This is a genomic window from Nocardioides litoris, assembly GCF_006346315.1.
Classification (GTDB): domain Bacteria; phylum Actinomycetota; class Actinomycetes; order Propionibacteriales; family Nocardioidaceae; genus Nocardioides; species Nocardioides litoris.
This window is the reverse complement of record NZ_VDMR01000001.1, coordinates 836,280-862,393: the sequence shown is the minus strand read 5'-3', so window position 1 is coordinate 862,393 and position 26,114 is coordinate 836,280. Positions and strand designations below refer to the sequence as shown.

General features: G+C 75.1%; 24 protein-coding genes and 1 tRNA gene. 4 read left to right on the top strand and 21 right to left on the bottom strand.

The features are described 5' to 3' along the window. Nucleotides 1-42: 42 nt before the first annotated feature. Nucleotides 43-1,449, bottom strand: coding sequence for a cystathionine beta-synthase (locus tag FJQ57_RS04230; RefSeq protein WP_139977943.1), 1,407 nt, complete (start codon nucleotides 1,447-1,449; stop codon nucleotides 43-45). A 44-nt stretch (nucleotides 1,450-1,493) separates the two neighbouring features. On the opposite strand from FJQ57_RS04230, the gene FJQ57_RS04225 reads away from it, so the two are divergent. Then, nucleotides 1,494-2,507: an SGNH/GDSL hydrolase family protein gene (locus tag FJQ57_RS04225; RefSeq protein WP_139977942.1), complete on the top strand. Its 1,014-nt coding sequence runs from the start codon at nucleotides 1,494-1,496 to the stop codon at nucleotides 2,505-2,507. 194 nt (nucleotides 2,508-2,701) lie between these two features. Here the strand turns inward: FJQ57_RS04225 and FJQ57_RS04220 are convergent, their stop codons facing one another. The 11 genes from FJQ57_RS04220 to eno form a co-directional block, all read right to left on the bottom strand. Further along, the gene (locus FJQ57_RS04220; RefSeq protein WP_246081577.1) at nucleotides 2,702-3,595 is read right to left on the bottom strand and encodes a Bax inhibitor-1/YccA family protein; all 894 of its coding nucleotides are present in this window, start codon (nucleotides 3,593-3,595) and stop codon (nucleotides 2,702-2,704) included. Nucleotides 3,596-3,716: 121 nt separating this feature from the next. Next, a complete protein-coding gene (locus FJQ57_RS04215) occupies nucleotides 3,717-4,430 on the bottom strand; it encodes a class I SAM-dependent methyltransferase (protein WP_211348739.1) in 714 nt (237 codons plus the stop codon). A 91-nt stretch (nucleotides 4,431-4,521) separates the two neighbouring features. Beyond that, nucleotides 4,522-5,355 carry a hypothetical protein gene (locus tag FJQ57_RS04210; protein WP_139977941.1) on the bottom strand — a complete coding sequence of 278 codons (834 nt, stop codon included), beginning with the start codon at nucleotides 5,353-5,355 and terminating at the stop codon, nucleotides 4,522-4,524. A 116-nt stretch (nucleotides 5,356-5,471) separates the two neighbouring features. Further along, a tRNA-Leu gene (locus FJQ57_RS04205) sits at nucleotides 5,472-5,545 on the bottom strand. Nucleotides 5,546-5,553: 8 nt separating this feature from the next. Next, nucleotides 5,554-6,111 (bottom strand): peptide deformylase, encoded by a 558-nt coding sequence (locus FJQ57_RS04200; RefSeq protein ID WP_139977940.1) that lies wholly within the window; start codon nucleotides 6,109-6,111, stop codon nucleotides 5,554-5,556. After that, nucleotides 6,108-6,635, bottom strand: a complete 528-nt coding sequence (locus FJQ57_RS04195; RefSeq protein WP_139977939.1) for a glycine cleavage system transcriptional repressor — start codon at nucleotides 6,633-6,635, stop codon at nucleotides 6,108-6,110. The genes FJQ57_RS04200 and FJQ57_RS04195 overlap by 4 nt, the downstream gene beginning before the upstream one ends. 18 nt (nucleotides 6,636-6,653) lie before the next feature. Next, the gene (locus tag FJQ57_RS04190; protein WP_139977938.1) at nucleotides 6,654-7,361 is read right to left on the bottom strand and encodes a uracil-DNA glycosylase; all 708 of its coding nucleotides are present in this window, start codon (nucleotides 7,359-7,361) and stop codon (nucleotides 6,654-6,656) included. Then, nucleotides 7,346-8,263, bottom strand: coding sequence for a Ppx/GppA phosphatase family protein (locus tag FJQ57_RS04185; protein ID WP_139977937.1), 918 nt, complete (start codon nucleotides 8,261-8,263; stop codon nucleotides 7,346-7,348). Before FJQ57_RS04185 ends, FJQ57_RS04190 begins: the two co-directional genes overlap by 16 nt. After that, nucleotides 8,260-8,757, bottom strand: a complete 498-nt coding sequence (locus FJQ57_RS04180) for a DUF501 domain-containing protein (RefSeq protein WP_139977936.1) — start codon at nucleotides 8,755-8,757, stop codon at nucleotides 8,260-8,262. The genes FJQ57_RS04185 and FJQ57_RS04180 overlap by 4 nt, the downstream gene beginning before the upstream one ends. Continuing rightward, nucleotides 8,754-9,371 carry an FtsB family cell division protein gene (locus FJQ57_RS04175; protein ID WP_139977935.1) on the bottom strand — a complete coding sequence of 206 codons (618 nt, stop codon included), beginning with the start codon at nucleotides 9,369-9,371 and terminating at the stop codon, nucleotides 8,754-8,756. The genes FJQ57_RS04180 and FJQ57_RS04175 overlap by 4 nt, the downstream gene beginning before the upstream one ends. A 32-nt stretch (nucleotides 9,372-9,403) precedes the next feature. Beyond that, nucleotides 9,404-10,681 carry a phosphopyruvate hydratase gene (eno, locus tag FJQ57_RS04170; protein ID WP_139977934.1) on the bottom strand — a complete coding sequence of 426 codons (1,278 nt, stop codon included), beginning with the start codon at nucleotides 10,679-10,681 and terminating at the stop codon, nucleotides 9,404-9,406. A gap of 178 nt (nucleotides 10,682-10,859) precedes the next feature. Here eno and FJQ57_RS04165 point away from each other — a divergent pair, with 178 nt between their 5' ends. From FJQ57_RS04165 to FJQ57_RS04155, 3 genes are all read left to right on the top strand, one after another. Continuing rightward, the gene (locus FJQ57_RS04165) at nucleotides 10,860-11,702 is read left to right on the top strand and encodes a matrixin family metalloprotease (RefSeq protein ID WP_139977933.1); all 843 of its coding nucleotides are present in this window, start codon (nucleotides 10,860-10,862) and stop codon (nucleotides 11,700-11,702) included. A gap of 141 nt (nucleotides 11,703-11,843) precedes the next feature. Then, the gene (locus FJQ57_RS04160; RefSeq protein WP_139977932.1) at nucleotides 11,844-13,109 is read left to right on the top strand and encodes an APC family permease; all 1,266 of its coding nucleotides are present in this window, start codon (nucleotides 11,844-11,846) and stop codon (nucleotides 13,107-13,109) included. Nucleotides 13,110-13,344: 235 nt separating this feature from the next. Then, a complete protein-coding gene (locus FJQ57_RS04155) occupies nucleotides 13,345-13,950 on the top strand; it encodes a hypothetical protein (RefSeq protein WP_139977931.1) in 606 nt (201 codons plus the stop codon). Here the strand turns inward: FJQ57_RS04155 and FJQ57_RS04150 are convergent. The 9 genes from FJQ57_RS04150 to FJQ57_RS04110 all read right to left on the bottom strand — a co-directional run bounded on the left by FJQ57_RS04150 (nucleotide 13,947) and on the right by FJQ57_RS04110 (nucleotide 26,043). Beyond that, the gene (locus FJQ57_RS04150; RefSeq protein ID WP_139977930.1) at nucleotides 13,947-14,606 is read right to left on the bottom strand and encodes a nucleoside triphosphate pyrophosphohydrolase; all 660 of its coding nucleotides are present in this window, start codon (nucleotides 14,604-14,606) and stop codon (nucleotides 13,947-13,949) included. The two genes, FJQ57_RS04155 and FJQ57_RS04150, sit on opposite strands and share 4 nt — an antisense overlap. Beyond that, nucleotides 14,603-15,361, bottom strand: coding sequence for a hypothetical protein (locus tag FJQ57_RS04145; protein WP_139977929.1), 759 nt, complete (start codon nucleotides 15,359-15,361; stop codon nucleotides 14,603-14,605). The genes FJQ57_RS04150 and FJQ57_RS04145 overlap by 4 nt, the downstream gene beginning before the upstream one ends. A 29-nt stretch (nucleotides 15,362-15,390) precedes the next feature. Beyond that, nucleotides 15,391-19,005 carry a transcription-repair coupling factor gene (gene mfd, locus FJQ57_RS04140; RefSeq protein ID WP_211348797.1) on the bottom strand — a complete coding sequence of 1,205 codons (3,615 nt, stop codon included), beginning with the start codon at nucleotides 19,003-19,005 and terminating at the stop codon, nucleotides 15,391-15,393. A gap of 248 nt (nucleotides 19,006-19,253) precedes the next feature. After that, on the bottom strand, nucleotides 19,254-20,585 hold the full coding sequence (locus tag FJQ57_RS04135) for a serpin family protein (protein WP_139977928.1): 1,332 nt from the start codon (nucleotides 20,583-20,585) through the stop codon (nucleotides 19,254-19,256). Next, complete coding sequence (locus tag FJQ57_RS04130) at nucleotides 20,572-21,429, bottom strand: ECF transporter S component (protein WP_425465411.1); 858 nt, start codon at nucleotides 21,427-21,429, stop codon at nucleotides 20,572-20,574. The genes FJQ57_RS04135 and FJQ57_RS04130 overlap by 14 nt, the downstream gene beginning before the upstream one ends. Next, nucleotides 21,426-22,997, bottom strand: coding sequence for an ABC transporter ATP-binding protein (locus tag FJQ57_RS04125; protein WP_246081576.1), 1,572 nt, complete (start codon nucleotides 22,995-22,997; stop codon nucleotides 21,426-21,428). The genes FJQ57_RS04130 and FJQ57_RS04125 overlap by 4 nt, the downstream gene beginning before the upstream one ends. Continuing rightward, nucleotides 22,994-24,064, bottom strand: a complete 1,071-nt coding sequence (locus tag FJQ57_RS04120; RefSeq protein WP_139977927.1) for a CbiQ family ECF transporter T component — start codon at nucleotides 24,062-24,064, stop codon at nucleotides 22,994-22,996. Before FJQ57_RS04120 ends, FJQ57_RS04125 begins: the two co-directional genes overlap by 4 nt. Beyond that, nucleotides 24,054-24,989 carry a hypothetical protein gene (locus tag FJQ57_RS04115; RefSeq protein WP_139977926.1) on the bottom strand — a complete coding sequence of 312 codons (936 nt, stop codon included), beginning with the start codon at nucleotides 24,987-24,989 and terminating at the stop codon, nucleotides 24,054-24,056. Before FJQ57_RS04115 ends, FJQ57_RS04120 begins: the two co-directional genes overlap by 11 nt. Next, a complete protein-coding gene (locus tag FJQ57_RS04110; RefSeq protein ID WP_139977925.1) occupies nucleotides 24,973-26,043 on the bottom strand; it encodes a prenyltransferase/squalene oxidase repeat-containing protein in 1,071 nt (356 codons plus the stop codon). The genes FJQ57_RS04115 and FJQ57_RS04110 overlap by 17 nt, the downstream gene beginning before the upstream one ends. Nucleotides 26,044-26,114 lie beyond the last annotated feature (71 nt).

The window sequence follows — 26,114 nt, the reverse complement described above, 5'->3', positions numbered from 1 at the left end:
ACCCTCCTCGTGCCCCGCCTCCGCGGCCGCCCGCCGGCCCCTCTAGGCGGACAGGAAGGCCAGCAGGTCCTGCCGCGTGAGGACCCCGACGGGCTTGCCGTCCTCGTGCACGAGCACGGCGTCGGCGCCCTCGAGCAGCCCGACGGCGGCCGAGGCCTCCTCGGTCGACCCGATCGTCGGCAGCGGCGTCGACATGTGCTGCTCGACCGGGTCGGTGAGCCGCGCCCGCCCGGCGTACAGGGCGTCGAGGAGGTCGCGGTCGGAGACCGAGCCCGCCACCTCGGCCGCCACGATCGGGGGCTCGGCGCGGACCACGGGCATCTGCGAGACGCCGTACTCCCGGAGGATGGAGACGGCCTCGGCGACCGTCTCGGACGGGTGGGTGTGCACCAGGTCGGGCAGCCGGCCGGTCTTGCCGCGCAGCACCTCGCCGACGGTGCGGCTGGTCGTCGGGGCGCCGGTGGAGAAGCCGTACTGGGCCAGCCAGTCGTCGTTGAAGATCTTGGTGAGGTAGCCGCGGCCGGAGTCGGGCAGCAGCACCACGACGACGGCGTCGCGGCCCTCGGGCGTGCCGGCCAGCTCGTGGGCCAGGGTGCGGGCGGCGAAGGCGGCCATGCCGCACGAGCCGCCGACGAGCAATGCCTCCTCGCGGGCCAGGCGGCGGGTGAAGGCGAAGGAGTCGGCGTCGCTGACCTCGATGACCCGGTCGGCGATGCCGCGGTCGTAGGTCTCGGGCCAGAAGTCCTCGCCGACGCCCTCGACGAGGTAGGGGCGGCCGTCGCCGCCGGAGTAGACCGAGCCGGCCGGGTCGGCGCCGATGACCTGGATGGCGGGGTTCTGCTCCTTCAGGTAGCGGCCGACGCCGCTGATGGTGCCGCCGGTGCCCATGCCGAGCACGACGTGGGTCACCTTGCCCTCGGTCTGCGCCCAGATCTCGGGGCCGGTGGTCTCGTAGTGCGAGCGCGGGTTGTGGGGGTTGGCGTACTGGTTGGGCTTCCACGCGCCCGGCTGCGAGGCGAGCCGGTCGGAGACGTTGTAGTAGCTGTCGGGGTGCTCGGGGGCGACCGCGGTCGGGCAGACGACCACCTCGGCGCCGTACGCGCGGAGCACGTTGCGCTTGTCCTCGCTGACCTTGTCGGGGCAGACGAAGACGCACGTGTAGCCCTTGCTCTGGGCGACCATGGCCAGGCCCACACCGGTGTTGCCCGAGGTCGGCTCGACGATGGTGCCGCCCGGCTGGAGCTCGCCCGAGGCCTCCGCGGCCTCGATCATCCGGGTGGCGATGCGGTCCTTCACGGAGCCGCCGGGGTTGAGGTACTCGACCTTCGCGAGGACGAGCGGGCCGTCGCCTCCCTGGCCGGGGTCGCCGGCGGGCAGGTCGAGCGTGCGCGAGAGCCGGACCAGCGGGGTGTCGCCGATCAGGTCCAGGACGGAGTTGACGTACTGCATGCCCCTGAACCTAGGCCCTCCCGGCCGCTCACTAGGATTCCGACATGGGGACAGCCGGGGCAGCGCGCAAGCTGGCCTCGGCGGCGGCGTACGGCGGGGGTGGGCTCTCGCTCGTCGGGGCCGGCCTCTACGGCGTGCTGCGGGCCGAGGCCCGCCTCGCCCGACGCACCATCGGCGACCCGCTGCCCGACCCCGTCCCCGACGCCACCGGGTGGTACGGCCGCGGCCGGCCCGGCCCGGCGGTGAAGATCGCGCTGTTCGGTGACTCCAGCGCCGCGGGGTACGGCGTCGACCTGGTCGAGGAGACCCCCGGTGCGCTGCTGGCCAGCGGCGTGGCCGCCCAGGGTGACCGCCGGGTCTACCTCCGCGAGTTCTGCAAGGTCGGCGCGATCTCGGCCGACCTCGGCGGGCAGATCGACCGCGCGCTGCCCATCGAGCCCCACCTCGCGGTCATCCTCATCGGCGCCAACGACGTCACCCACGTGCAGATGCCGTCGGAGTCGGTGCGCCACCTCTCCGAGGGCGTGCGGCGGCTGCGGGCCGCCGGCGTCGACGTCGTCGTCGGCACCTGCCCCGACCTCGGCACGATCAAGCCCATCGCCCCGCCGCTGAAGCAGGTCGTGCGCGCCTGGTCGCGCCGGCTCGCCGCCGCGCAGACCATCGCGGTGATCGCCGAGGGCGGGCGCACGGTCTCGCTCGGCTCGATCCTCGGACCGGAGTTCTCCGCGACGCCGGCGCTGCTCTTCGGGCCCGACCAGTTCCACCCCTCCGCCGAGGGCTACCGCGCCCTCGTGCGCATCCTGCTCCCCTCCACGCTCGCCGCCCTCGGCCTCGCCCCCGACGACGAGACCCACCCCGAGTCCCACCGCGGCGAGGGCGTCCTGCCCGTCGGCCAGGCCGCGGCCGCCGCGGTCAACGAGCCCGGCACCGAGCTCGGCGGCACCGAGGTCGGCGGCGCGCGTCACGGCGTCCGCGGCCGCTGGGTCGAGCTGCGCCACCGCCGCCGCCGCCCGCAGTCCGAGGCCGCCGCCCCCGAGCTCGAGGAAGCCGCCGGCTGACGTCGTCTCCGCCCGCTGGTCCGGGGCGGCACGTCGTACGACCCGGTCGCCCCGGCCACCACTCCGCGTGACGCCCCCAGGGTCCGCGGCGAGCGGGCACGAGGAAGGCCCCGGACCAGAGGTCCGGGGCCTTCGGTGACGCGCCGACGTCGGGGCGGGGCGGCCCGTCTGCCAGGTGGCTGTGCGAGCGGCGATCAGTCCTGGTTGAGGATCGCCAGCAGGCGGAGCAGGTTGGTGTAGATCCAGACCAGGCTCACGGCCATGGCGAACGACGCCCGCCACGACTCGCGCTCCGGCAGCCCGTTGCGGATGCCCTGCTCGACGAAGTCGAAGTCGAGGATGAGCATGAACACACCGAGCACGATGCCGATGACCGCGGTCACGGCGCCGAGACCGCCGAGGCCGAACAGGCCGATCTGGGCGCCGAACAGGCTCAGCACGAGCTCCATCAGGCTGAGGCCGAGCATCGCGAAGACCGCCGCCATGACGAAGAGGCGGAACTTCTGGCCGACGCGGATGTTGAGGACCTTGTAGGCCGCGAGCGTGCCGGCGAACGCGGCCATCGTGCCGATGACGGCGCCCATCACGATGCCGTCGCCGATGTAGGCGTTGAACATCTTGCTGATCGCGCCGAGCGCGACGCCCTCGAAGGCGGCGAAGGCGAGCACCAGGGCGGGGCTCACCACGCGCTTGAACGAGTTGACCATCGACAGCGCGAAGGCACCGAGGCTGCCGACCGCGACGAGGGCGTAGATGCCCGACAGGTTGCTGTAGGAACGGATCTCGGGGGTGAGGATCCAGGTCGCCATCGCGCCGACGACGATGACGCCGAGGGTGATGGCGGTCTTCTGCACGACGGAGTCGATCGTCATCCGGCCGGAGCCGGTGGCGGGACGGACGTCGTCGTAGCCGAGGGCACCGGGCTGGCCGACGCCCCACTGCGCGGGCTGGCCGTAGCCGCCGTACGCCTGGGTCTGCTGCGGCGCTGCGCCCGCCCGGCTGAACTCCTCCGAACGACGGAACACCGGGTTGTTGCTCTGCATGGTCTCCTCCTTGGAGGCCTGGTGGCCGACAGTCTGTCGGCCCACCCTGTCTCGGAACCCTCATCCTAGACGGCTCCTCGCCAGGTCAAACGCCGTCGGGGGGCCGTTCGTTCCCCCTCGGGGAGGGGTCTGGCCAAGCTCTCATCCCCGTCTCATCCTGGTCTCATCAAGCGAGGCGGCGGGCCCGGACGACAGTGTCGCTGACGGTGTGCGAGACCTCGTCCGTGACGTGCTCGCGGGTGACCACCTCGGCGGTCTCGACCTCCCACTCGTCCGCGTCGAGGACCGCGGTCACCGCCTCGGGCGTGAACAGCAGGTGCGAGAGCTCGCTGTTGCGCAGCCCGGTGTGCACGTCGTCGGGGTGGTGGCCCAGGACGAGCAGCCGTCCGCCGGGTGCCACCGACGCCGCCAGGTGGGCGTACGCCGACGCGAACAGCTCCGGCGGCACGTGGACGTAGGAGGCGGTGACCAGGTCGAGCCCGGTCGGCAGCGGGTCCAGCTCGAACAGGTCGGCGCGCAGCCACGAGCACCGCTCCCCCACGCCCTCCTCCGCCGCGTGCGCGGCGGCCCGCTCGAGCGCGACGCCCGAGACGTCGGAGCCGGTGACGGTCCATCCCCGCGCGGCCAGCCACACGACGTCGGCGCCCTCCCCGCAGCCGACGTCGAGCGCCGCGCCCGGCGGCAGGTCCGCGACCTGCTCGGCGAAGCGGAGGTTGGGCTTGCCCGACCAGATCCGCTCCGACGTCGCGTAGCGCTCGTCCCAGAACTCCCGGGTGAACATGTGGCGCAGGTCGTCGGACTGCTCCTGGTCGTGGCCGTGCTGGTGGCCGTGCTGGTGGCCGTGCTGGTGGCCGTGCTGGTGGCTGTGCTGGTCGCTCATGGCACCACCGTGGCACTTCAGGTCGACCTGAGGACAAGCGGACGGCGGCCGGGGCCCGCGCCCCGGCCGCCGTTCGCTGCGGTCGTCCGGATCAGTTGGCGCCGAAGGCGAAGGTGACGCCGTTGACCTCGACCTTGCGGACCAGGCCCGTCAGGTTGGTCCCGGCCTGGCACCCGTTGAGGATGTCGATGTTGGTGATCAGGCGCGAGCCGAGCTGGGCGACGTACTCGGACCAGGGCTTCTCCCCGGCGGGGTCGCTCCCAGCGTCGTCGTTAAGGCGCACCGTGCCCGAGGTGACGATCCACTCGTGCATGGCACCCTCGGCGAAGTCGCCGTCGAGCTGGGTGTTGGGCGAGAACGTCAGACGGTCGGGACCGTCGGTGGTCGGGTCGTCGATCGAGACCCGCATGGTCGGCGACCCGACACCACCGGTGTCGTTGGTGGCGGTGTAGCGGGCGTGGTAGACGAGGCTGGTCACGCTCGAGAGCGGCTTGCCGTTCAGGCCGCTGAAGTCGAGGCGCCCGAAGTCCACGCCGGGGGTGGTGCAGCCGCCACCGTTGGCGAACGGACCGAACCGCACGCCGTCCCCGGTCATGGTGACGCCGGCGGTGTCGGCGGCACGGGCCTTCCACAGGCCCTGGAGGTCCTTCACGACCACGGTCGTCGAGCCACCGGCCGGACCCGCCGGGCCCTGGGGGCCGGCCGGACCGCGCTGGCCCTGCAGCTTGGCCCGCGCCCCCGCCGTGAGGTCGCCGGTCTGGATCGTGCCGTTCTTGATGTCGACGCTGCGGATGGTGCCGTTGACGATGTCGCTGGAGCGGATCGTGTTGGCGGCGTAGCCGACGGAGCTGCCGAGCACGGCGATGGCCGCGCCTCCGGCGACGACGGCCACGACCCGGCTGCGGGTGAGCTGGTTGAGCTTCATGGTGTTCTCCTGACGTCCCTCAGGCCGGCCCCGGACTGGACCGGTTCCTCGGACCGTAGGTGTGGCCACGATCACAGCGCAGCAGAACGCGCGGATCGGCCCAGGACGGGTCGGGGTGCCCCCGCTGGGGTTCGAACCCAGACTGAGCGCCTTTTAAGGGCGCTTCCTCTGCCAGTTGGGATACGGGGGCCGAGCGACCTACAGGTAGGTCTGGCGAGCGTAGACGGCGTGCGCGCCGGCGACCCGGTCGAGGAACAGCAGGCCCGCGCAGTGGTCGACCTCGTGCTGCAGGGCGCGGGCCTCGAAGGCGTCGGTGGCCACCGTCACGCGCTCGCCGGTGCCGGGGAGCAGGCCGGTCACCTCGAGGCGGGAGGCGCGCCGCACGTCGCCGGTCAGGTCGGGCACGCTCATGCAGCCCTCCCGGGCCCGCTCGTTGCGCGAGGACGAGACGACCTCGGCGTTGCACAGCACGAACGTGCCGTGGTGGGTGCGGGTCTTGGGGTGCCCGGTGACGTCGACGCAGAAGACGGTCGCGGGCACGCCGACCTGCGGGGCGGCGAGGCCGACGCAGCCGGGGCTGACCCGCATGGTGGCGACCAGGTCGGCCGCGAGGCGCACGACGTCGGGGTCGGTCGGGTCGACCGCCAAGCCCGGGGTCGACAGGACCGGGTCGGGCGCACGGACGACGTCGAGCACGCGGCCCGCGACGCCGAGCTCGGCCTCGGTCCAGGCGCGCAGCCGGTCGGAGCCGCTCACAGCTCGTCGGGGTCGGCCGGGCGCAGGGTGGCGCCGACGCCGAGCCCCGCGGCCACCTCGCGGATGGCGGCGTCGAGGGCGGCCTCGTCGGCCGAGGCGGGCAGCTCGATCTCGGCCACCAGGAGGTAGAGGTCGCCGGCCAGCCGGGTGGTGAGGTCGGTGATGTTGCCGCCCACCCGGGCGACCTCGGCCACGACGGCCGAGACGATGCCGGGACGGTCGCCGCCGTGCACGGTCAGCACCCACGACGAGCCGGCCGCAGGCTGCCCGCCCGAGCCGTGCTCGGCCGGCACCTCGCGGACGGTGACCGACAGGGTGTCGCCGGCGACGAGCGGTGCGAGGGCCTCACGCACCTGGGCGTCGGTGACGTCGCCGGCCCCGACCAGCATCATCGCGAAGTGGCCGCGCAGCAGGGTCATCGTGGAGTCCTCGAGGTTGATCCCGAGGCCCGCGAGGAGCCGGGTGGTCTCGGCGATGATGCCGGGCCGGTCGTGCCCGAGGACGGTGATGGCGTGCAGGCTCACCGCGCGATCATCCCAGGCTCAGCGCAGCACGAGCGCGGCCGCCCGGCCGAGCACCGCGTCGAGCATGTCCTCGGTCAGCCGCCCCGTGAAGGTGTTCTGCTGGCTGGGGTGGTAGCTGCCCAGCAGCAGCACCTCCCCGTGCGGCGCCACCAAGGTCGCGGACGCGCCGTGCCCGAACCGCGGCTTGGGACGCGGCACCTCCCACCCGGCGCGACGACAGGCCGCCAGGGCGGCGTCCCACCCGATCGAGCCGAGCGCGACCAGCACCTCGACCGACGGGGCGAGCAGCCGCAGCTCGGCGTCGAGCCAGTGCGAGCAGCGCTCCTTCTCCTGCGTGGTCGGCTTGTTGTCGGGCGGCGCGCACCGCACGGCGGAGACGATGCGGGTGGCCCGCAGCTCGAGGCCGTCGTCGCGGCTCGTCGCGGTGGGCTGGTTGGCCAGCCCGACGCGGTGCATCGAGGCGAACAGCCAGTCGCCCGACCGGTCGCCGGTGAACATCCGTCCGGTCCGGTTGGCGCCGTGGGCCGCCGGGGCGAGCCCGACGACCAGCAGCCGCGGCTCGGCCACGCCGAAGCCGGGCACCGGGCGCCCCCAGTAGTCCTCATCGGCGTACGCCGCCCGCTTGTCCCGGGCGACCTGCTCGCGCCACCGCACCAGCCGGGGGCACCGGCGGCAGCGGGTGATCCGCTCGTCGAGCGCGGCCAGGCGGGCTACCGGATCGACCATGCGATGCCGTCGAGGATGTCGGACTCGGAGACCAGCAGGGCCGACGCGCCGCTGCGTTCGAGCACCCGGCCGACCACGAGGGCGCCGGCGCCGATGACGTCGGCGCGACCGGGGTGCATCCAGGGCAGGGCGAGCCGCTCGGCCCGGGTCATCGACACCAGCCGGGCCACCAGCGCATGCACCGCGTCGACGTCGAGCACCGCCTGGTCGATCGCCTCCCGGTCGTACGCCGGCAGGTCGAGCACCCCGGCGGCCAGGGTCGTCACGGTGCCGGCGACGCCGACGACCGTCGCGGCCGCCGCGGGGTCGACGGGGCAGGCGTCGAGGGCGGCGTCGACGTCGGCGAGCACGGCGGCCACCTCGGCGTCGGTCGGTGGGTCGGAGCGGACGTGCCGCTCGTGCAGGCGCACCGAGCCGACGTCCATCGAGTGCGCGGCCGAGGGCCCCGCGGACAGCGACTCGCCGAGCACCAGCTCGGTCGACCCGCCACCGACGTCGACGACGAGCACCGGCAGGGCGGGCTCGACGGCGAGGTGCCGCACCGCGCCGGCGAAGGCCAGCGCGGCCTCCTCGGTCCCGCTCAGCACCTCTGGCTCGACCCCGAGCCGGGCGAGGACCCCCGCGCGGAAGACGTCGGCGTTGGCCGCGTCGCGGGTGGCCGAGGTGGCGCAGAAGCGGGTGCGGGCCGGGTCGACGGCGTGCTCGCGCAGGAGGGCGGCGTACTCGTCGACGGCGGCGAAGGTGCGGTCCAGGGCCTCCTCGGCGAGGCGACCGGTGCGATCGACGTCCTGGCCGAGGCGGACCATCCGCGCGGTGCGCACGAGGTCGGCGCCGCCGCCGTCCTGGACGAGGAGCTTGACGGTGTTGGTGCCGCAGTCGATCGCGGCGAGGGCCGCGCTCACTCCTCGGCGGGCCGCGGGACGCACGGGCCCGAGGCCCACCACTCCCCCAGGCGCTCGAGCACCTCGTCGCCGAGCGGGTTGACGCCCGGCCCGGCTGCGAGCGCGTGCCCGGCCAGGACGTGGAGGCACTTGACGCGGTCGGGCATGCCGCCGGCCGAGACGCCCTCGATCTCGGGCACGTCGCCCAGCGTGGCCCGGAAGGCCAGGTAGGCCTCGTGCGCCGCGCGGTAGCCGGCAGCGAGCTCGGGGTCCTCGCCGAGGCGGGCCTGCATCTCCTTCATGACCCCGCCGCCCTCGAGCGTGCCGATCATCGAGGCCGCGCGGGGGCAGGTGAGGTAGAAGGTGGTCGGGAACGGGTCGCCGCCCGGCAGCCGGGGCTCGGTCGTCACCACGTCGGGGTTGCCGCACGGACACCGGTGGCCGACGCCGTGGATCGCGCGCGGCGGGCGCCCCAGCTGGGCGTGGATGGCCGCCTCGTCGGCGGGGTCGATCACTCGCCGTCCTCCGGGGAACCGGTGGGCGCGCCCTCGGGGTCGCTGACGACCGGGGGCGGCAGGGGGTCGGTGCGCCGCGGCGGGTTGCCGGCCACCCGCATCGAGTCCCAGGCGCCCTCCCACCAGGCCTCCGGCTCGGCAGGGTCGATCTCGGTCGGGTCGCCCAGCGAGGACTCGACGTCGAGCGGCTGGCCGTCGTCGAGGACGGCGTACGGCGTCTCGCCCGGCCAGACCCACCCGAGCTCGCGGCCCTGCTGCTCGCGGAAGGCGCGGGTCTGGTGGCGCCGCACCTCGTCCTCCATGCGCTCGATGTTGGCGCTGCGCTCGGCGATGGCCCGCTCGTCGGCGGTCAGCTGCTCGCGCTGGTCGAGGTAGGCGCGCATGGAGGAGGCGTAGGAGACCACGAGCACGGCCACGACGACGACCAGCACGGCGGCCCGGCTCGTCAGGCGTGGGCGCGGTCGGCGCGCGGCGCTCGGGGCGCCGGTCCGGGACGTCGACCCGCCACGGGGCTGGGGGCGGCCGGTGCGCGGGTCACGGGCGCCGCGACCGGGACCACCGGGGCGCGGCCGGGGCCGGCGGGCCGGCGTACGACGGTCGCGGGGGGAGGGCATGGGGACCATCCTCCCCCCACGGGGCCGTCGGATCAGCGAGCGAAACGCGGGAAAGCGGAGGCGCCGGCGTAGCGGGCGGCGTCGCCGAGCTCCTCCTCGATGCGCAGCAGCTGGTTGTACTTGGCGGTGCGGTCGCTGCGGGCCGGGGCGCCGGACTTGATCTGGCCGCAGTTGGTGGCCACGGCGAGGTCGGCGATCGTGGTGTCCTCGGTCTCGCCCGAGCGGTGGCTCATCATGCAGCGGAAGCCGTTGCGGTGGGCCAGCTCGACCGAGTCGAGGGTCTCGGTGAGGGAGCCGATCTGGTTGACCTTGACCAGCAGGGCGTTGGCGTTGCCGCCGTCGATGCCGCGCTGCAGCCGCTCGACGTTGGTGACGAACAGGTCGTCGCCCACGATCTGGATCTGGCCGCCGAGCTGGTCGGTCATCGCCTTCCAGCCGTCCCAGTCGTCCTCGTCGAGCGGGTCCTCGATCGACACGATCGGGTAGGACGCGACGAGCTCGGCGTAGTAGGCAGTCATCTCGGCCGCGGTCTTCGGCGCGCCCTCGAAGGTGTAGGTGCCGCCGTCGCAGAACTCCGACGCGGCGACGTCGAGGGCCAGGGCGATGTCGTCGCCGACGCGGTAGCCGGCCTTCTCGATGGCCTCGGAGATCAGGTCGAGCGCCGCCCGGTTGGACTCGAGGCTCGGCGCGAAGCCACCCTCGTCGCCGACCCCGGTCGAGAGGCCGCGGCCCTTGAGGACCGACTTGAGCGAGTGGTAGACCTCGGCCCCCGCCCGGATGGCCTCGCGGAACGTCGGCAGGCCGATCGGCGCGATCATGAACTCCTGCACGTCGACGTTGGTGTCGGCGTGGGCGCCGCCGTTGAGGATGTTGAGCATCGGCACCGGCAGCACGTGGGCGTTGGGGCCGCCGACGTAGCGGTAGAGCGGCAGGCCGCTGGAGTCGGCCGCGGCGCGGGCGACCGCCAGCGAGACGCCGAGGATGGCGTTGGCGCCGAGCTCGGCCTTGTTGGGGGTGCCGTCGAGGTCGAGCATCGCCTGGTCGACGAGCCGCTGGTCGTCGACCGTCATGCCCTCGATCGCCGGGGCGATCCGGGAGATCACGGCGTCGACGGCGTTGCCGACGCCCTTGCCGAGGTAGCGCTCGCCGCCGTCGCGCAGCTCGACGGCCTCGAACGCGCCGGTCGACGCGCCGCTGGGCACCGCGGCCCGGGCGAACGCCCCGTCGTCGAGGGCCACCTCGACCTCGACGGTGGGGTTGCCGCGCGAGTCGAGGATCTCGCGGGCTCCGACGGCTTCGATCGATGCCACGTCTGATGCTCCTGGGGGTCGAGGAGGGCCGCGTGGGAGCGGACCCGGGAGGGCTCACGCTATCGCCCCCGACGCCCCGGACGCGGTCGAGGTGGGGTCAGGTCGAGGGTTACCTCCCTACCGGCTCCCCCTGCCCGCGGGAGAGGTTGGCGGGACCGTCTCGGAAGGAGCACCACCCATGTCCCGATCTCGCACCCTCACGGCCCTGCTCGCCGGAGCCACGGCCTGCGCGGCCCTCCTGGCCTCCCCCGCCGCGCAGGGCGCCGTCGACTCCGGCACCGGCTCGATCGCCAAGCCCAACTCGCAGCCGCCGTCGTTCGAGGAGTTCGAGGCCGCGACCCACCGCGACCCGCTGGGCCAGTACATCGTCAACGGCGACGAGGCGCTGCGCACGACCGAGGAGCTGCGCGCGTTCTACGACCGCATGGTCAGCTCCGGCGACACCAGCAGCCAGAGCCTCATCGTCAACACCACCGGCGGCCGCGACGACAAGTGGAGCGCCACCCAGGCCCGCAACCTCACCTACTGCGTGAGCAACAACTTCGGCACCCGGAAGTCGACCGTCGTCAACGCGATGGCCGCCGGCGCCGCGCTGTGGGAGAACGCCTCCTCCGGCATCAACTTCGTCTACAGCTCCGCCAACGACGCCAGCTGCACCACCAGCAACTACAACGTCGTGTTCTCGGTCGAGCCCGTGCAGACCTCGCAGTACATCGCCCGCGCGTTCTTCCCCAGCAGCCCGAAGTCGGGCCGCAACGTGCTCGTCGACGACTCGCTGACCACCTCGGGCTGGTCGCCGGCCAACATCCTGGGCCACGAGCTCGGCCACACCCTCGGCTTCCGCCACGAGCACACCCGGCCCGAGGCCGGCGGCGTGTGCTTCGAGGACAACAACTGGCGGCCGCTGACCGGCTACGACTCGGCGTCGATCATGCACTACCCCCAGTGCAACGGCTCCTCCGACGACCTGTCGTTCAGCTACACCGACGCCCAGGGCGTCCGCTCGCTCTACGGCAGCTGAACCACCCGCTCGACCCGCTCGACCCGCTCGACCCGCACCACCTGCACCACCTGCACCACCGACGCCCCGCCGTCCATCTCGGGTACGGCGGGGCGTCGTGCGTCCACCTCCCGGCCACCTCCACCTGGGAGCATCCGGGCCGTGAGCTCCCCCGCCCTGGCCCGCCGCCTCACGACGGGCGACGCGGTGGTCGTCGGCCTCAGCGCGATGGTGGGCGCCGGGGTCTTCGTGGTCTTCGCGCCCGCTGCCCGGGCCGCCGGGGCCGGGCTGCTGGCCGCGCTCGTCATCGCCGCCGCGGTGGCGCTGTGCAACGCGGTCGCCTCGGCCCAGCTCGCCACCCACCACCCCGCCTCCGGCGGCACCTACCTCTTCGGCCGGGTCGTGCTCGGCCCGTGGTGGGGGTTCGTGGCCGGGTGGGGCTTCGTGGTCGGCAAGACCGCCTCCTGCGCGGCCATGGCGATGACCGCGGCGGCGTACGTCGTGCCCGACGGCGGGTGGACCCGCCGGGCGGTGGCCGTCCTGGTGGTGCTGCTGCTGACGGCGGCCAACCTCCGCGGCGTCACCCGCACGGCCACGGTGGCCAAGGTGCTCCTGACCGCCACCCTCCTCGCGCTGGCCGTCGCGCTCGCGGTCACCGCCACCGGCGACGCCGCCCCGGCGAGCGAGCGGTGGACCACGACCGGTGGAGTGCTCGGCGTGCTGCAGGCGGCCGGGCTGCTGTTCTTCGCGTTCGCGGGCTACGCCCGGATCGCCACCCTGGCCGAGGAGGTCCGCTCACCGGGGACGCTGAACCGCGCGGTGCTCGTCTCGCTCGGCCTGGTCGTCGTCCTGTACGCCGCCGTGGGGCTGGTCCTGCTGCGGGCGCTCGGCGAGGGCCTGGCCGACAGCGCGACCCCCGTGGCCGCCGCGGTCGAGGCCGCGGGCGCAGCCTGGGCCGAGCCGGTGGTGCGGGTCGGCGCGGTCGCCGCGTCCCTCGGGGCGCTGCTCGCCCTGCTCGCCGGGGTCGGGCGCACGACGCTCGCCATGGCCCGCGAGCGCGACCTGCCGGGGTGGCTCGACTCCGTGCACCCCGTGCACCGGGTGCCCGACCACGCCCAGGTGACCGTCGGGGCCGCCGTCGTCCTCCTGGTCCTCCTCGCCGACCTCCGGGGCGCGATCGGCTTCTCCTCCTTCGGGGTCCTCGTCTACTACGCCGTCGCCAACACCGCGGCGGCCCGCCAGCCCGCCGAGCAGCGGCGCTGGCCCCGCGTGGTCAACCTGGTGGGGCTGCTCGGCTGCGTGGGGTTGGCCGTCCTCCTGCCGTGGGCCTCGGTCGTCGCCGGGGCCGCGGTCCTCGCGGCCGGGGTGGCGGGCCGCGCCGTCGTGCTGCGGCGCCGCCGGCAGGCCCCCGAGCAGGCGCAGGAGTAGCTCGCCCCCGGCGAGGACGTGCCGGCCTGCAGGTGGTCGCGCTGGCCCCGGCGAGTCCCGGGTCGGCCGAACCGGGCCGTCGCGGGCCGTCACCGGGGTCGACCGACGCGACCCGCGGCGCCGCCCGCAGCGCCAGGGTGACGAGGTCGTGCTCGAGGGCGGCGTGCCGGGACCGCGAGCCCTCGCTCACCGGGCCCCCCGGCCCGGACCGGCGGCGACGCGACACACTGCTGCCATGGGTCTGTCCGGGCTGGCGCAGCTGCCGCCGTCGCTGCGTGCCTCGCTCCCGCCCGGGGAGGAGCCGCTGGCGTGGGAACCGGTCGCCGCGGCGCACGGCCAGGACCGGATCGGCATGACCGGTCGCCCGCGGGTGGTGGAGAGCGTCGAGCTCAACCCGGTGCGGGCGCTCACCGGTGGGCCGATCGAGCTGGAGACCGGGTTCCTCGACCGCTGGCTCGGCGGGATCACGTCCAGCGGCTCGCCCGGATCGTGGGCCGACCGGCTGCGCCGGGCGATCGACGACGACCTCTGGTCCACGGACCTCACCTCGTCGCGCCTCGCCGTCACGACCCACCGGGTGCTGCTCGTCGCCGAGGGTGCGCAGACGCTCGGCACGGACCCCGCCACCGGCCGCGGCACCTGGGACGCCGCCACCAGGGTCCGGCTCGAGCTGCCCCGTTCGGCAGTGCTCTCGGCCCGCAACCGGCCGCGGCCGTTGATGGCGGGACGGCTCGTCCTGGCCTTCGACGACGGGTCCACCTCCGCCCTCATGTGCGGCATGCTCAGCCCCCGCCCGGCGCGGCGCCTGCTGGCGGCGCTCGCCGCCGACCGGGACGGCTAGGGCCCGTCGAGCCGCCGGCGAACGGCGTCGCGCAGCTGCTGCTCGGGGTCGACGCCGGCCTCGCGGGCCTCGGCCACCAGCGCCAGCAGGCGGTCGCCCAGCCCCGCCCCGGGCGGGGCCGGGGTGGCGACCGGGTCGAGCACGGGATCGAGCGGAGGGTCGACGGCGCGCCCGGCCCGCTCGAGCCGGTCGAGCACCTTGTCGGCGTACAGCAGGGCGGGCAGGGAGGGGGCGATGCCGTCGTCGATCCGGTCGCGCCGCTTCTCCCCGGCCTTGACCGACTCCCACAGCTCGTTGACCTCGGCCGCCGACGACGGCCGCTCGCCGCCGTCGGGCCCGAAGACGTGCGGGTTGCGACGTCGCATCTTGGCCACGATGCCGGCTGCGACGTCGTCGATGTCGAACTCGCCACGCTCGGCGGCGACCGCGGCGTGGAAGTAGACCTGGAGCAGCAGGTCGCCGAGCTCCTCACGCAGGTCGTCGGAGGTGCCGGACTCGATGGCCTCGACGGTCTCGTGGGCCTCCTCGAGCAGGTAGCGCACGAGGGAGCGGTGGGTCTGGGCGGCCTTCCAGGGGCACTCCGCCCGGAGCCGGGCCATCACCTGCCGGAACTCCAGCAGCGGCTCCGGCGGCGGCTCGGGGTGCGGGCCGCTCACGCCCCGCCGGCGGCGGTGCAGACCTGGTCGGCCGGCAGGCCGGCGGCGGCCTGGGCCGCGGCCTGGACCGAGGCCGGGTCGGCCGGGTCGAAGGTGAACGACCTCGCCCGGTCGCTGACGGGCACCGACAGGTCGGAGTCGTCGGTCAGCGCGAGGCCCTGGTTGCTGACCTCGAACTCGAGCAGCGGGTTGATGGTGACGTCGTGCTCGGCCAGCCACTGGTAGCCGGTGGTGAGGCCGACGGCGGTGACCTCCTGGGGCACGGGCTGCCCGGCCGGCAGCTGCGCGCCGCTCACGTCGAGGCCGACGGCGCCCGCGGCGGCGTCGATGTAGGCCTGGGCCTTGCGGAGGTCGGCGAGGCCGTCGACGTCGGACCGGCCGGCGAGCTCCTCGTCGATCTGGTCGACCGCCGCGCCGTAGCCGTCACCCAGCGACAGGCCGCGCTCGTCGACGAGGCGCTCGAAGGCGATGCGCAGCAGGTAGGTGGCCGCGACCTCGCGCCGCTGCAGGCTGCGGGGAAGCACGACGGCACTGGCCCCCTCACCGGCGTCCTCGGCACTGGCGGCGGCGTCGTCGCAGTACTGCGTCGTGGCCTCGTCGACCTCGGTGAGCGAGACCCGGGTGCCGTCGACCTCGACGGCCAGGCCGGGGCGCGGGGTGCCGGAGTCGGGGCCTCCGCAGCCGGCGAGCAGGAGCGCCGACGCCAGGATCGGGGCCACCAGGGTGGCGCGACGGGCGGTGCGGCTGCGGCTCACGGCGAGGACTCCTGCAGGGTGCGACGGGTTCACGAGGTGGCGGGCGGGGTGGCGGGCGGGTCGAGGACCGTGTCGATCACCACGCGCGCCCATTCAAGCAGGGCGATCCCCTCCAGGGGCTTGCCGGTGTGGCCCGGGGTGCCGGGGCGCGGCACGAGCACGGTGTCGACGGCGTTCTTGACGATCGACTTGGGGTAGACCCGCTGCAGCCGGAGCTGGCGCGACTCGGGCAGGCTGACCGGCGCGAACCGGACGTTGCGGCCCGCGATCGTCACCTCGCCGATGCCGGCCTGGCGGGCCCGCGCCCGGAACCGGGCGACCAGCTGGAGCGCGACGACCTCGGCGGGCGGCTCGCCGTAGCGGTCGACCATCTCCTCGGCGAGCAGGTCGACGTCGTCGTCGGAGCGCACCTCGGCCAGGCGGCGGTACATCTCCAGGCGCAGGCGCTCGCTCTCGATGTAGTCGTGCGGGAGGTGGGCGTCGATGGGCAGCTCGATGCGGACCTCGTTGAGCTCGGGCTCGCCCTCGCCCTTGAACTCCTGCACGGCCTCGCCGACCAGGCGGACGTAGAGGTCGAACCCGACGTCGGCGATGTGGCCGGACTGCTCGCCGCCGAGGAGGTTGCCGGCGCCGCGGATCTCGAGGTCCTTCATGGCGATGGCCATGCCGCCGCCGAGGTCGGAGTGCTGGGCCAGGGTCGCGAGCCGCTCGTGGGCGGTCTCGGTCAGCGGCTTCTCCGACGGGTAGAGGAAGTAGGCGTAGGCGCGCTCGCGCGAGCGGCCGACCCGGCCGCGCAGCTGGTGCAGCTGCGACAGCCCGAGGGTGTCGGCCCGCTCGATGATCATGGTGTTGGCGTTGGAGACGTCGAGGCCCGACTCGACCAGCGTCGTGCACACCAGCACGTCGAAGCGCTTCTCCCAGAAGTCGAGCATCACCTGCTCGAGGGCCTTCTCGTTCATCTGGCCGTGCGCGGTGGCGACCCGGGCCTCGGGGACGAGCTCGCGGATCTTGGCCGCGGCCTTCTCGATCGAGTTGACCCGGTTGTGGATGTAGAAGACCTGGCCGTCGCGCAGCAGCTCGCGGCGCACGGCGGCGGTGACCTGGCGGTCCTCGTAGGCGCCGACGTAGGTGAGCACCGGGTGGCGCTCCTCGGGCGGCGTGGTGATGGTCGACATCTCGCGGATGCCGGTGATCGACATCTCCAGGGTGCGCGGGATCGGCGTCGCGCTCATGCTGAGCACGTCGACGGAGGTGCGGAGCCGCTTCATCTGCTCCTTGTGCTCGACGCCGAAGCGCTGCTCCTCGTCGACGATGATCAGGCCGAGGTCCTTGATCCGGATGTCGGGGTTGAGCAGCCGGTGGGTGCCGACCACGATGTCGACGCTGCCCTCGGCGAGCTGGGCGGAGACCTCCTTGGCCTCCTTGTCGGTCTGGAACCGGCTCAGGCCCTTGATGACCACCGGGAAGCCGCTCATCCGCTCGGTGAACGTCGAGAGGTGCTGGTTGACCAGCAGGGTCGTGGGGACCAGCACCGCGACCTGCTTGCCGTCCTGGACGGCCTTGAACGCCGCGCGCACCGCGATCTCCGTCTTGCCGTAGCCGACGTCGCCACAGACGAGCCGGTCCATCGGCACGACCTGCCGCATGTCGGACTTGACCTCCTCGACCGTGCTGAGCTGGTCGGGGGTCTCGGTGAACGGGAACGCGTCCTCGAGCTCGCGCTGCCACGGCGTGTCGGGGCCGAACGCGTAGCCCTTGGTGGCCTGGCGGGCGGCGTACAGCTTGATGAGCTCGGCGGCGATCTCGCGCACGGCCTTGCGGGCGCGGTTCTTGCGCTTGGTCCAGTCGGCGCCGCCGAGGCGGTCGAGGCTGGGCTGCTCGCCGCCGACGTAGCGGGTGACCTGGTCGAGCGCGTCGGCCGGGACGTAGAGGCGGTCGGGCGGCGCGCCGCGCTTGGTGGCGCCGTACTCGAGGACGAGGTACTCACGGGTGGCGCCCTGCACCTGGCGCTGCTTCATCTCCACGAAGCGGCCCACGCCGTGCTGCTCGTGGACGACGTAGTCACCGGCCTTGAGCTCGAGCGGGTCGATCTGCTTCTTGCGGCGCGCGGGCATCTTGCGCATGTCGCGCGTGGAGGCCTTCTGGCCGCTGACGTCCTGGCTGGTGAGGACGGCGATGCGGGCGTCGTCGTCGACGAAGCCGTGGGTGAGGGTGCCGCAGGTGACGGTGACGACACCGGGGGCGAGCTCGGGGTCGACCTCGGTGGCGTGGCGCTCCTGCAGGCGGGCCGGGACGTCGCGCTCGCCGAGCTGCTCGACGAGGCGCTGGGCCGGGCCCTGGCCGGGGTGGACGGCGACGACGTGGTAGCCGTCGGAGCGCCAGCGGTCGAGGTCGGCCAGCGCCTTCTCGACGTCGCCGTGGTAGGCCGGGGCCGGGGTGGCCGGCAGGGCGACCGAGGGACGGTCGGCGGTGTCGGGGGCGGCGGGCGGCGCGGCCGGGGCGTCGGCGGGGGCGCCGTCGAGGCCGAACGGGCTGAGGGTCCACCACGACTGGCCACGGCCGAGGACGTGCTCGCGGACGTCGCCGAGCGAGCGGTAGGACGCGGCCCCGAGGTCGATGGGTGCGGTGCCGCCACCGGCCGCGGCGGCCCAGCTCGCCCCCAGGAACTCCTCGCTCGTGGCCACCAGGTCGTGGGCGCGGCTGCGGACCCGCTCGGGGTCGAGGACGAGCAGGTGGGCGTCGTCCGGGAGCAGGTCGACCAGCAGCTCCATCTCGTCGACGAGCACCGGGGACAGGGACTCCATGCCCTCGGTGGCGATGCCGGCGGCGATCTTGTCGGTCAGCTCGAGCAGCTGGGGGTGGCTGCGGCCGAGCTCGGCGGCCCGGGCGCGGACGTCGTCGGTGAGCAGCAGCTCGCGGCACGGCGGGGCCCAGAGGCGCTCGACCTTGTCGAGGGTGCGCTGGTCGGAGACCGAGAATGACCGGATGTCCTCCACGTCGTCGCCCCACAGCTCGACGCGCAGCGGGTGCTCCTCGGTGGGCGGGAAGACGTCGACGATGCCCCCGCGCACCGCGAACTCGCCGCGCTTCTCGACCAGGTCGACCCGGCTGTAGGCCGCGTCGGCCAGCCGGCGGACGAGGTCGTCGAGGGGCACGGTGTCGCCGTGGGACAGCTCGACGGGCTCGAGGTCGGCCAGGCCCTTGACCTGGGGCTGGAGCAGGCTGCGCACCGGGGCGACGACGACCCGCAGGGGGCCGTTGGTGGCGTCGGTGCCGGGGTGGGCCAGTCGCCGCAGCACGGCCAGGCGCTTGCCGACGGTGTCGCTGCGCGGGCTCAGCCGCTCGTGGGGCAGCGTCTCCCAGCTGGGGTAGTGCGCCACGACGTCGGGGCCCACGAGGTCGCCCAGCTCGTCGGTGAGCTCCTCGGCCTCCCGGGTCGTGGCGGTGACGACCAGCGTCGTGCGCCCGGCCCCGACGAGGGTCGCGGCCACGAACGGGCGCAGCGACCCCGGGCCGGTGAGGTCGAGGGCGCGGTCACCGGTGCCGCGGGCACGCTCCGCGAGGGCGGCGTACGGCGGGGTGCCGAGGACGAGGCGGGCCAGGGCGGCGAGGGACAACGAGGACTCCGTGGTCGGGAGGGGCAGCACGAACGGCCCCCGTCGCAGTGCTGGCCGGGGGTGCCTCTCGAGTGTAGGAGCCGCCACCGACAGGCCTGGGGTCGCGTGGGTCGAGTGGGTGGAGGGGGCGTGGGTCTCGTCGGACCGGTCTGGGATCCACCACGTCAGCGGTGGACCTCCGGGCGCGCCGAGGCGGTGGGACTCCTGTGGTCGTCGAGGCCCAGGAGCACCGCGGCTCGTGGCCCCCGGCCCCCCTCGGTCGGCCGGCCGGCCCTTCAGCCGCGCGGGTCCAGGACGCGGCCCAGGAAGAGCGGGGCGCCGTGCTCGACGTCGTGGACGCAGAACAGGAACGGGCGGTCGACGGTGAGCTCGAGGTCGACGACGGGGGCGGCCGACTCGGCCATGACGACCGCCGTGACCGCGGCGGCCTCGGTGCCGGCCTCGTCGACGGCGATGAACACCTCGTGCCGCACGTCGTCGACGACCAGGTCGAGGTCGCCGGTCATGGGCGAGAAGTCGGCGTCGGTGAAGGGCGCCTCGACGCCGAGGTCCTGCAGCGGCCGCTTGAGCGAGGTCGACGTGCGGAAGGTCCAGCGCGGCAGGGCGAGGTCGACCAACGGCTGGACGTCGGTCTCCGGCACGGCCAGGTACGACGCCAGCCCGCCCGCGACCACGTCGGCCTCGACGGCGTCGTACGACCCGGCGTCGGGGACGACGACGGTCATGGCGAGCGCCTCGCCGGCGTACGGCAGGCGGACGGCCTGCCACCCCTCGCCGGCGGCGGTGGCCAGGGCGAGCGGCTTGCCGGCGCGCATCAGGGGGACGGAGGCGGTCGCGCCGTCGGGGAGGGTGAAGTCGCCGTCCTCGGTCAGGTCCTCGTCGAACGGCAGGTGCCAGGGCGCCTCGAGATGGAGCGCGTCAGCCAGCACCAGGCGGGTCGTCGGGCCGACCGACCCGGGCGGGAGGATCTCGGGGATGCGGTCGCGGGTCTGCTCGGCCGCCCAGCCGTTGACGGCGGCCCGTGCGCCCTCGGCGTCGTCGGTGAAGTCGACGGCGCGCACCCCCGCGCCGAAGTCGGTGGCCAGGGCCTCCAGGAACCCCCGCCTCCAGTTCACGCCCCGCTGCCCGAAGAGCGCGTCGGCCGTGGCGAGCTCGATCGACCGGGTGTCGCCGCGGGCGTCCCGGACGTCGCCGGCGAGCGCCTCGAGGTCGGCGGCCAGGGCGTTGAGCCCGGGCCCCGCCTGCGCGACCGGGACCCCGCCGATGGCCTGCTCGAGCTGGGTGCGGGTCACGCCGGCGGCTCCGGTGGCGGTCATGGCCAGCGCCGTCGCGATCGAGCACGGCGACAGGACGAGGTTGTCCCCGGGCGCGGCTGCGGCCAGGCGACCCAGCAGGGCGCCCCCGCTGCGGGCGAGCCCGGCCACGACGGCGGGCACCGCGGCAGGGTCGCCGGCCGCGCGGGGCAGGTCGGCGGCGACGAGGTCGAGGTCACCGGCCGCGGGGGCCGGTCCGGGCTCGGCGGCGGGGCCGCACGCGGCGAGCACGGGAGCGGCCCCGACGGCGAGGGCGGCGAGGGAGGTCAGGCGGAGGAAGTCACGACGGCGCATGCGGAGTGGACGGGGCGGGGGCCGGACCGGTTCCCGTCGTCGCGGCGACCACGACCGCGCGCCGCGAGGCCCGCCGCAGGGTGGCCAGCACTGCCGGCCCGAGCACGAGCACCGCGACCGCGGTGGTGATGGCCCGCCCGGTGTCGAAGCTCGCCGTGGAGGTGATCAGCGTGTAGACCGCGAACGTGCGGAGGTTGTCGAGCGGGCCTGCGGTCGGGTCGAACGTCAGGTCGCCGTCGACGCCCGGCACGGCGACGCCGAGCAGGAACGGCCAGCCCGAGAGGTTCATGAGCGCGCCGTAGAGGTAGGCCGCCACGACGCCGTACGCCGCCAGCACGAGCAGCTCGGCGCGGCCGGTCAGCCGACGGGGCAGGAGACCGGCGCCGAGCCCGACCCAGGCCGCGCACAGCATCTGGAACGGCAGCCACGGCCCGACGCCGGCGGTGAGCAGGGCAGAGGCGAACAGCGAGGTCACGCCGAGCACGAAGCCGAACCCGGCGCCGAAGACCCGTCCGGCAAGGATGAGCAGGAAGAAGACCAGCTCCACCCCGGCGGTGCCGGCGGAGAGGACGCGCAGCAGGGCGTTGACGGCCGAGAGGACGCCGAGCAGCGCGAGCACCCGGGCGTCCATGCCGCCCTCGCTCATCTCGGCCACGACGACGGCGATGACGACCGGCGCGAGGAGCAGGAACAGGAAGGGCGGGTCGACCCGCGACACCCCGTCGCCCACGCGCACCAGCAGCGGCCAGCACAGCATGGCCAGGCCCAGCAGCGACGCGACGGCGATGGTCGCCCGTGAGCGTGGGCTGAGCGGGACGGCGCGCACCTGCGCGGGGGCCGTCACGCCACGACCCCCGTGACGACCTCGTCGACCCGCAGCCACGGCGGGCCGAGCACCTTCATCACCTGTGGCGCGAACGCCGGCGACTCGGCGACCACGCGCCGGGTCGGGCCGGCCGAGACGACCTCGCCGTCGGCCAGGACCAGCACCTCGTCGGCCACGGCGGCCACGAACTCGACGTCGTGGGTGGCCACCAGGACCGCCCGGCCCTCGACGGCCAGGTCGCGCAGGATCGTCGCGAGCGCCGTCTTGGCGGCGTAGTCGAGGCCGCGGGTCGGCTCGTCGAGCAGCACCACCGGCGGCGCCGGGGCCAGCACGAGGGCGAGCGCGAGGGCGAGCCGCTGCCCCTCGGAGAGGTCGCGCGGGTGGGTCTCGTCGTCGATGCCCGACACGAGCCGGTCGAGCAGGGCACGCGTGCCGGGGCCGCCGGCGGTGCACTCCTCGGCCACGGTCTCGAGGTAGAGCAGGTCGGCCGCGGTCTGCGGCAGCAGCGCCACCCGCTCGCGGCGCCCGGCGGCGTCGAGGGCGGCGGGGTCGGCTCCCGCGACCTCCACCCGGCCCGTGCGCCGCCGGCGGCCGCCCTGCAGGGTCCACAGCAGCGTCGACTTGCCGGCGCCGTTGCGCCCCATGAGCGCGGTGACCCGCCCCGCGTGCAGGGTGGCGTCGACCTCGCGCAGCGCGACGGTCGAGCCGTGGGCGACGCCGATCCCGCTCGCGCGGAGGGCCGGGTCGTCGCGCAGGGCCGGGTCGGTGGGCGGCTCGGGCAGGTCGAGCCCGCGGGCGGCCCGGCGCGCCTCGCGCACGGTCAGCGGGAGCGGCGACCAGCCGGCGGCCCGCCCGAGCTCCACGATCGGGGGTACGACGGGCGAGGTCCGCAGCAGGTCGGCCGGCGCCCCGACCTCGACCTGCCCGGCCCCGGTGAGCAGGACCATGCGGTCGGCGAAGGGCACGACGCGCTCGAGCCGGTGCTCGGCGAGCAGCACGGAGACGCCGAGGTCGTGCACGAGCCGGGTCAGGGTGGCCAGCACGTCCTCCGCGGCGGTGGGGTCGAGGGCCGAGGTGGGCTCGTCGAGCACCAGCAGCCGCGGGTGCATGGTCAGCACCGAGCCGATGGCCACCCGCTGCTGCTCGCCGCCCGAGAGCGTGGTCAGGTCGCGGTCGCGCAGGTGCGCGACGCCCAGCAGGTCGAGGGTCTCCTCGACCCGGCGGCGCATGGTCGCCGGCGGCAGGCCGAGCTGCTCCATGCCGTAGGCGAGCTCCTCCTCCACCGTGTCGGTGACGAACGCGGCGGCCGGGTCCTGCCCGACGTACCCGACGACGTGGGCCCGCTCGCGCGGTGGCGCCTGGGTGACGTCGACGCCGTCGAGCAGCACCGAGCCGGTGAGCACTCCCCCGCTGAACCGCGGCACCAGCCCGGTCACCACCCCGAGCAGCGTCGACTTGCCGACGCCCGTCGGCCCGGAGACCAGGGCGAGCTCGCCCTCCTCGACGTCGAGGTCGACCGCGTCGAGGACCGGCCGGTCGTCGTAGGCCAGCGTGAGGCCGCGCAGCGACAGCACCGCCGGCGTCACCGGGGGGCTCCCGGGGTGCGCGGCGGTGGGGAGACGACCGCCGCCAGGACGCCCAGCACCCCGGCGACCAGGGCGGCCAGGCTCACCTGCGGCACGGCGTCGAGCCCGGGGTAGGCCACGGTCGCCTGGTGCTCGCTGACCCACCAGCCGAGCACCGCGACCGCCAGGCCGGTCGCGACCACGGCGACCTCGGCCGGGCGCCACCGGTCGGCGCGGTAGCGGGTGCGCTGCACGCGGCGACCGGCGTTGACCAGCCCGGCGACCGCGACGGCCACGCCGAGCGCCAGCATCGGCCCGGCCAGCAGGCGGGGCGCGGTCTGGTCGAGCAGCGCGTACACGCCGACCAGGGTGCCGCACAGCCCGCCGAGCACCAGCGCCCCCGTCGTGCGCCGCTCGCGGGGCGTGGCCGCGCCGGACCGCCCGTAGCCGCGGGTGTCCATGCCCGCGGCCAGGGCCAGCGAGCGGTCGAAGGTGTCCTCGAGCACGGGCACCAGGAACCGTCGCAACCGGCGCACCCGGCCGGTGTCGCCGGCGCGCAGCGACTGGGCGGCCCGGACCCGCTGGATGCTCTGCGTCAGCTGCGGGAGCACGGTCACGGCCACGACCAGGACCGTGCCGAGCTCGTAGAGGGCCGGCGGCAGGCTGCGCAGCAGCCGCTTGGGGTTGGCCAGGGAGTTGGCGGCGCCGACACAGATGACGAGCGTGGCGAGCCGCAGGCCGTCGTACAGGCCGGCGAGGAGGGTCTGGCTGGTGACGGGTCCGAGCAGGGTGACGCCGCGGACGGCGTCGGGCAGCGGCACCTGGGGCAGGTCGAGCACGACGTCGCCGGGGTAGCCGCCACCGAGCAGCACCCGCCACAGCACCCGCAGCACGACCACGACGGCCGCCAGCCACAGGTAGAACCGGAACGAGCGCGCCCACGCGTGGTGCGTACGCCGCGCCGCGACGACCACCGCCACCACGGCGACGATCGTCAGCAGCACCAGCGGGTTGGTCGTCAGCGACGCGGCGGCCGCGAGCCCGATCGCCCAGAGCCACCAGGCGACGGGGTGGAGGTCACGTGGCACGGCGGCGCAGCAGCGCCACGGCGCCGGCGACGGCCAGGAGCAGCACGACCACGAGCGGCGCGAGCCAGCCCGGCAGGCCGCCGCCGTCCTGCTCGGCGGCCTCGCTGGAGGTCGGGGCGGTCGGCTCGGCGAGCGGGGCCGGTGTCGCGGGCGAGGTCCCGGCCGAGGGGGTCGGAGCCGCCGGGGACGCCGAGGTCGTCGGGACCTCGGTGCGGCGGGGGCGCCGGGGTGCCGTGGTGGGCGCCGGCGAGACGGGAGCCGAGGGCGCGGTCGACGGCTCGACCGGCGAGGGCTCGTCGGTCGGGCTCGTGGTCGGCGTCGGCCGCGGGGTCGCGGTGGGCTCGGGCTCGCGGGTGGGCTCGCGGGTCGGCTCGGGCGTGCGGGTGGGCGCCGGGGTGGCAGGCGCGGACCCGCCCGAGACCCGCTTCGTGGCGGCGTACGACGGCGGCGCCTCGCCGCTGGTGGCGTCCCAGGCGAAGGCGACGTACCCGCCGTCGGGGACCTCGAGCGAGCCGGCGCCGAGGCTGGAGTAGGTCCAGCGCCCGGAGCGTCCGTCGGACCACCACAGGCCCCAGTAGGCCGAGGCGGGCGGGGTGGAGACGCAGCGGTCGGAGGCCGGCTTGCCGGCGACCCGGCACACGAACCCGGGCTGGCGCTGCACGTAGGTCAGGGCGAACCCGGCGGCCGGGAAGAGCGACGAGGCGGTGCGGCCGCCCCCACCGGGCACGCAGCCGCCCTGCACGCCGCCGCCGAGCGCCTTGGGGTCGACGACGACGGTGACGCCGGTCGAGCCGGTGCAGGCGGCGGCCTGCGCCGGGGCGGCCGGGCCGCCCGCCACCAGCGCGGTGGCGAGCAGGACCGTCCCGGCGAGCGCCGCGAGGAGCGCCCGCCGGGGACGGGAGGGGTTCTCAGCCCTGGCAGGCACGGACCGACAGGTAGCGCAGGCCCGGGGCGGCCTGGGCGGTCGCCCGGCGCCACTGGTCGCGCTCGGTCGTGTCGATGCCGTCGGCGCCGGCGGCGAAGGCGGCCTTGTCGTAGGCGATGGCGCCGTTGCCCAGCCGGACCTTGCTCACCCAGCGGGCGGCCTTGGCCGCGGCCCGGCAGCTGCCGGTCTCGCCGAGGGCCCAGGCCGCGAGCCCGGTGCTGTTGCTGTTGCGGGCGCCGGTGGCCGGGCCACCGCCGAACGCGCCGTTGCGGGCCTGGGTCTTGCGCAGCCACCGGGTGGCGTCGGCGATCGCGGCCTTGGTGCGCGGCGTGGTCCTCAGCGTGGAGAGGCTGAGGACGGCCAGCGCGGTCACGTCGGTGTCGGGAGCGCTCTGCTCGGCGGTGCCGGCGTCGCAGCCCTGCTTGCGCTTGGCCTGGTCGGCGGCGAAGGAGAGGCGGAAGAAGCCCTCCGAGCACTGCTGCTTGAGCAGGAAGCGCAGGGCGGCGTCGGCCTTGCCCGAGCGCGCCTGGGCCAGCCCCTGCACGGCGAAGGCCTGGCCGATGGTGTTGGCGAAGTCGTCACCGGTGGTGCGGTCGGCGATCCGGCCGGCCGAGGGTCCGGTCTTGACCACGAGGCCGCCGAGGCGGGAGACGAGGTTGACGCCGCCGAAGTCGCGGGGGTTGCGGTCGAGGGCCTGCGCGGCGACGACGGCCTTGGCCACCGAGCCGGCGTACACGTCGGAGCTGCCGAAGTCGCGGCCGGTGGTCCAGCTGTCGAGGTTGCGGGCCAGGGCCCGGCGGATCGCCCGCTGGTCGGCGGCGCGGCCGCCGACGGCGTCGAGGGCGAGGGCGACGTCGGCGGTGAGGCCGTAGTCGTCGAAGCCGAACTGCTTGTTGCGCACCAGACCGTCGTCGAGCTGGCCGGCGAGCCAGCCGGCGCTGCGCTGGGCCGGCGCCGGCGCGGCCTGCGCGGGCGCGGCGGTCAGCGCGAGGCCGGAGGCCACGGCGGCGGAGGCCGCGAGGGCGACGGCCCGGCGGAGGAGGGTGGAGGACATCGGGGTTCCTTCCCGCTGCGGCAGGCGGGCGGCCCCGTGGGGGCACCCGCTGCGGTCCACGACAGCGATGT

Coding starts and splice junctions, on each gene's coding strand:
- FJQ57_RS04190 (WP_139977938.1), bottom strand. CDS start 7,361: ATGGTCGATCCGGTAGCCCGCCTGGCCGCGCTCGACGAGCGGATCACC.
- FJQ57_RS04110 (WP_139977925.1), bottom strand. CDS start 26,043: ATGTCCTCCACCCTCCTCCGCCGGGCCGTCGCCCTCGCGGCCTCCGCC.
- FJQ57_RS04230 (WP_139977943.1), bottom strand. CDS start 1,449: ATGCAGTACGTCAACTCCGTCCTGGACCTGATCGGCGACACCCCGCTG.
- FJQ57_RS04135 (WP_139977928.1), bottom strand. CDS start 20,585: ATGCGCCGTCGTGACTTCCTCCGCCTGACCTCCCTCGCCGCCCTCGCC.
- FJQ57_RS04215 (WP_211348739.1), bottom strand. CDS start 4,430: ATGAGCGACCAGCACAGCCACCAGCACGGCCACCAGCACGGCCACCAG.
- FJQ57_RS04175 (WP_139977935.1), bottom strand. CDS start 9,371: ATGCCCTCCCCCCGCGACCGTCGTACGCCGGCCCGCCGGCCCCGGCCG.
- FJQ57_RS04165 (WP_139977933.1), top strand. CDS start 10,860: ATGTCCCGATCTCGCACCCTCACGGCCCTGCTCGCCGGAGCCACGGCC.
- FJQ57_RS04155 (WP_139977931.1), top strand. CDS start 13,345: ATGGGTCTGTCCGGGCTGGCGCAGCTGCCGCCGTCGCTGCGTGCCTCG.
- FJQ57_RS04210 (WP_139977941.1), bottom strand. CDS start 5,355: ATGAAGCTCAACCAGCTCACCCGCAGCCGGGTCGTGGCCGTCGTCGCC.
- FJQ57_RS04225 (WP_139977942.1), top strand. CDS start 1,494: ATGGGGACAGCCGGGGCAGCGCGCAAGCTGGCCTCGGCGGCGGCGTAC.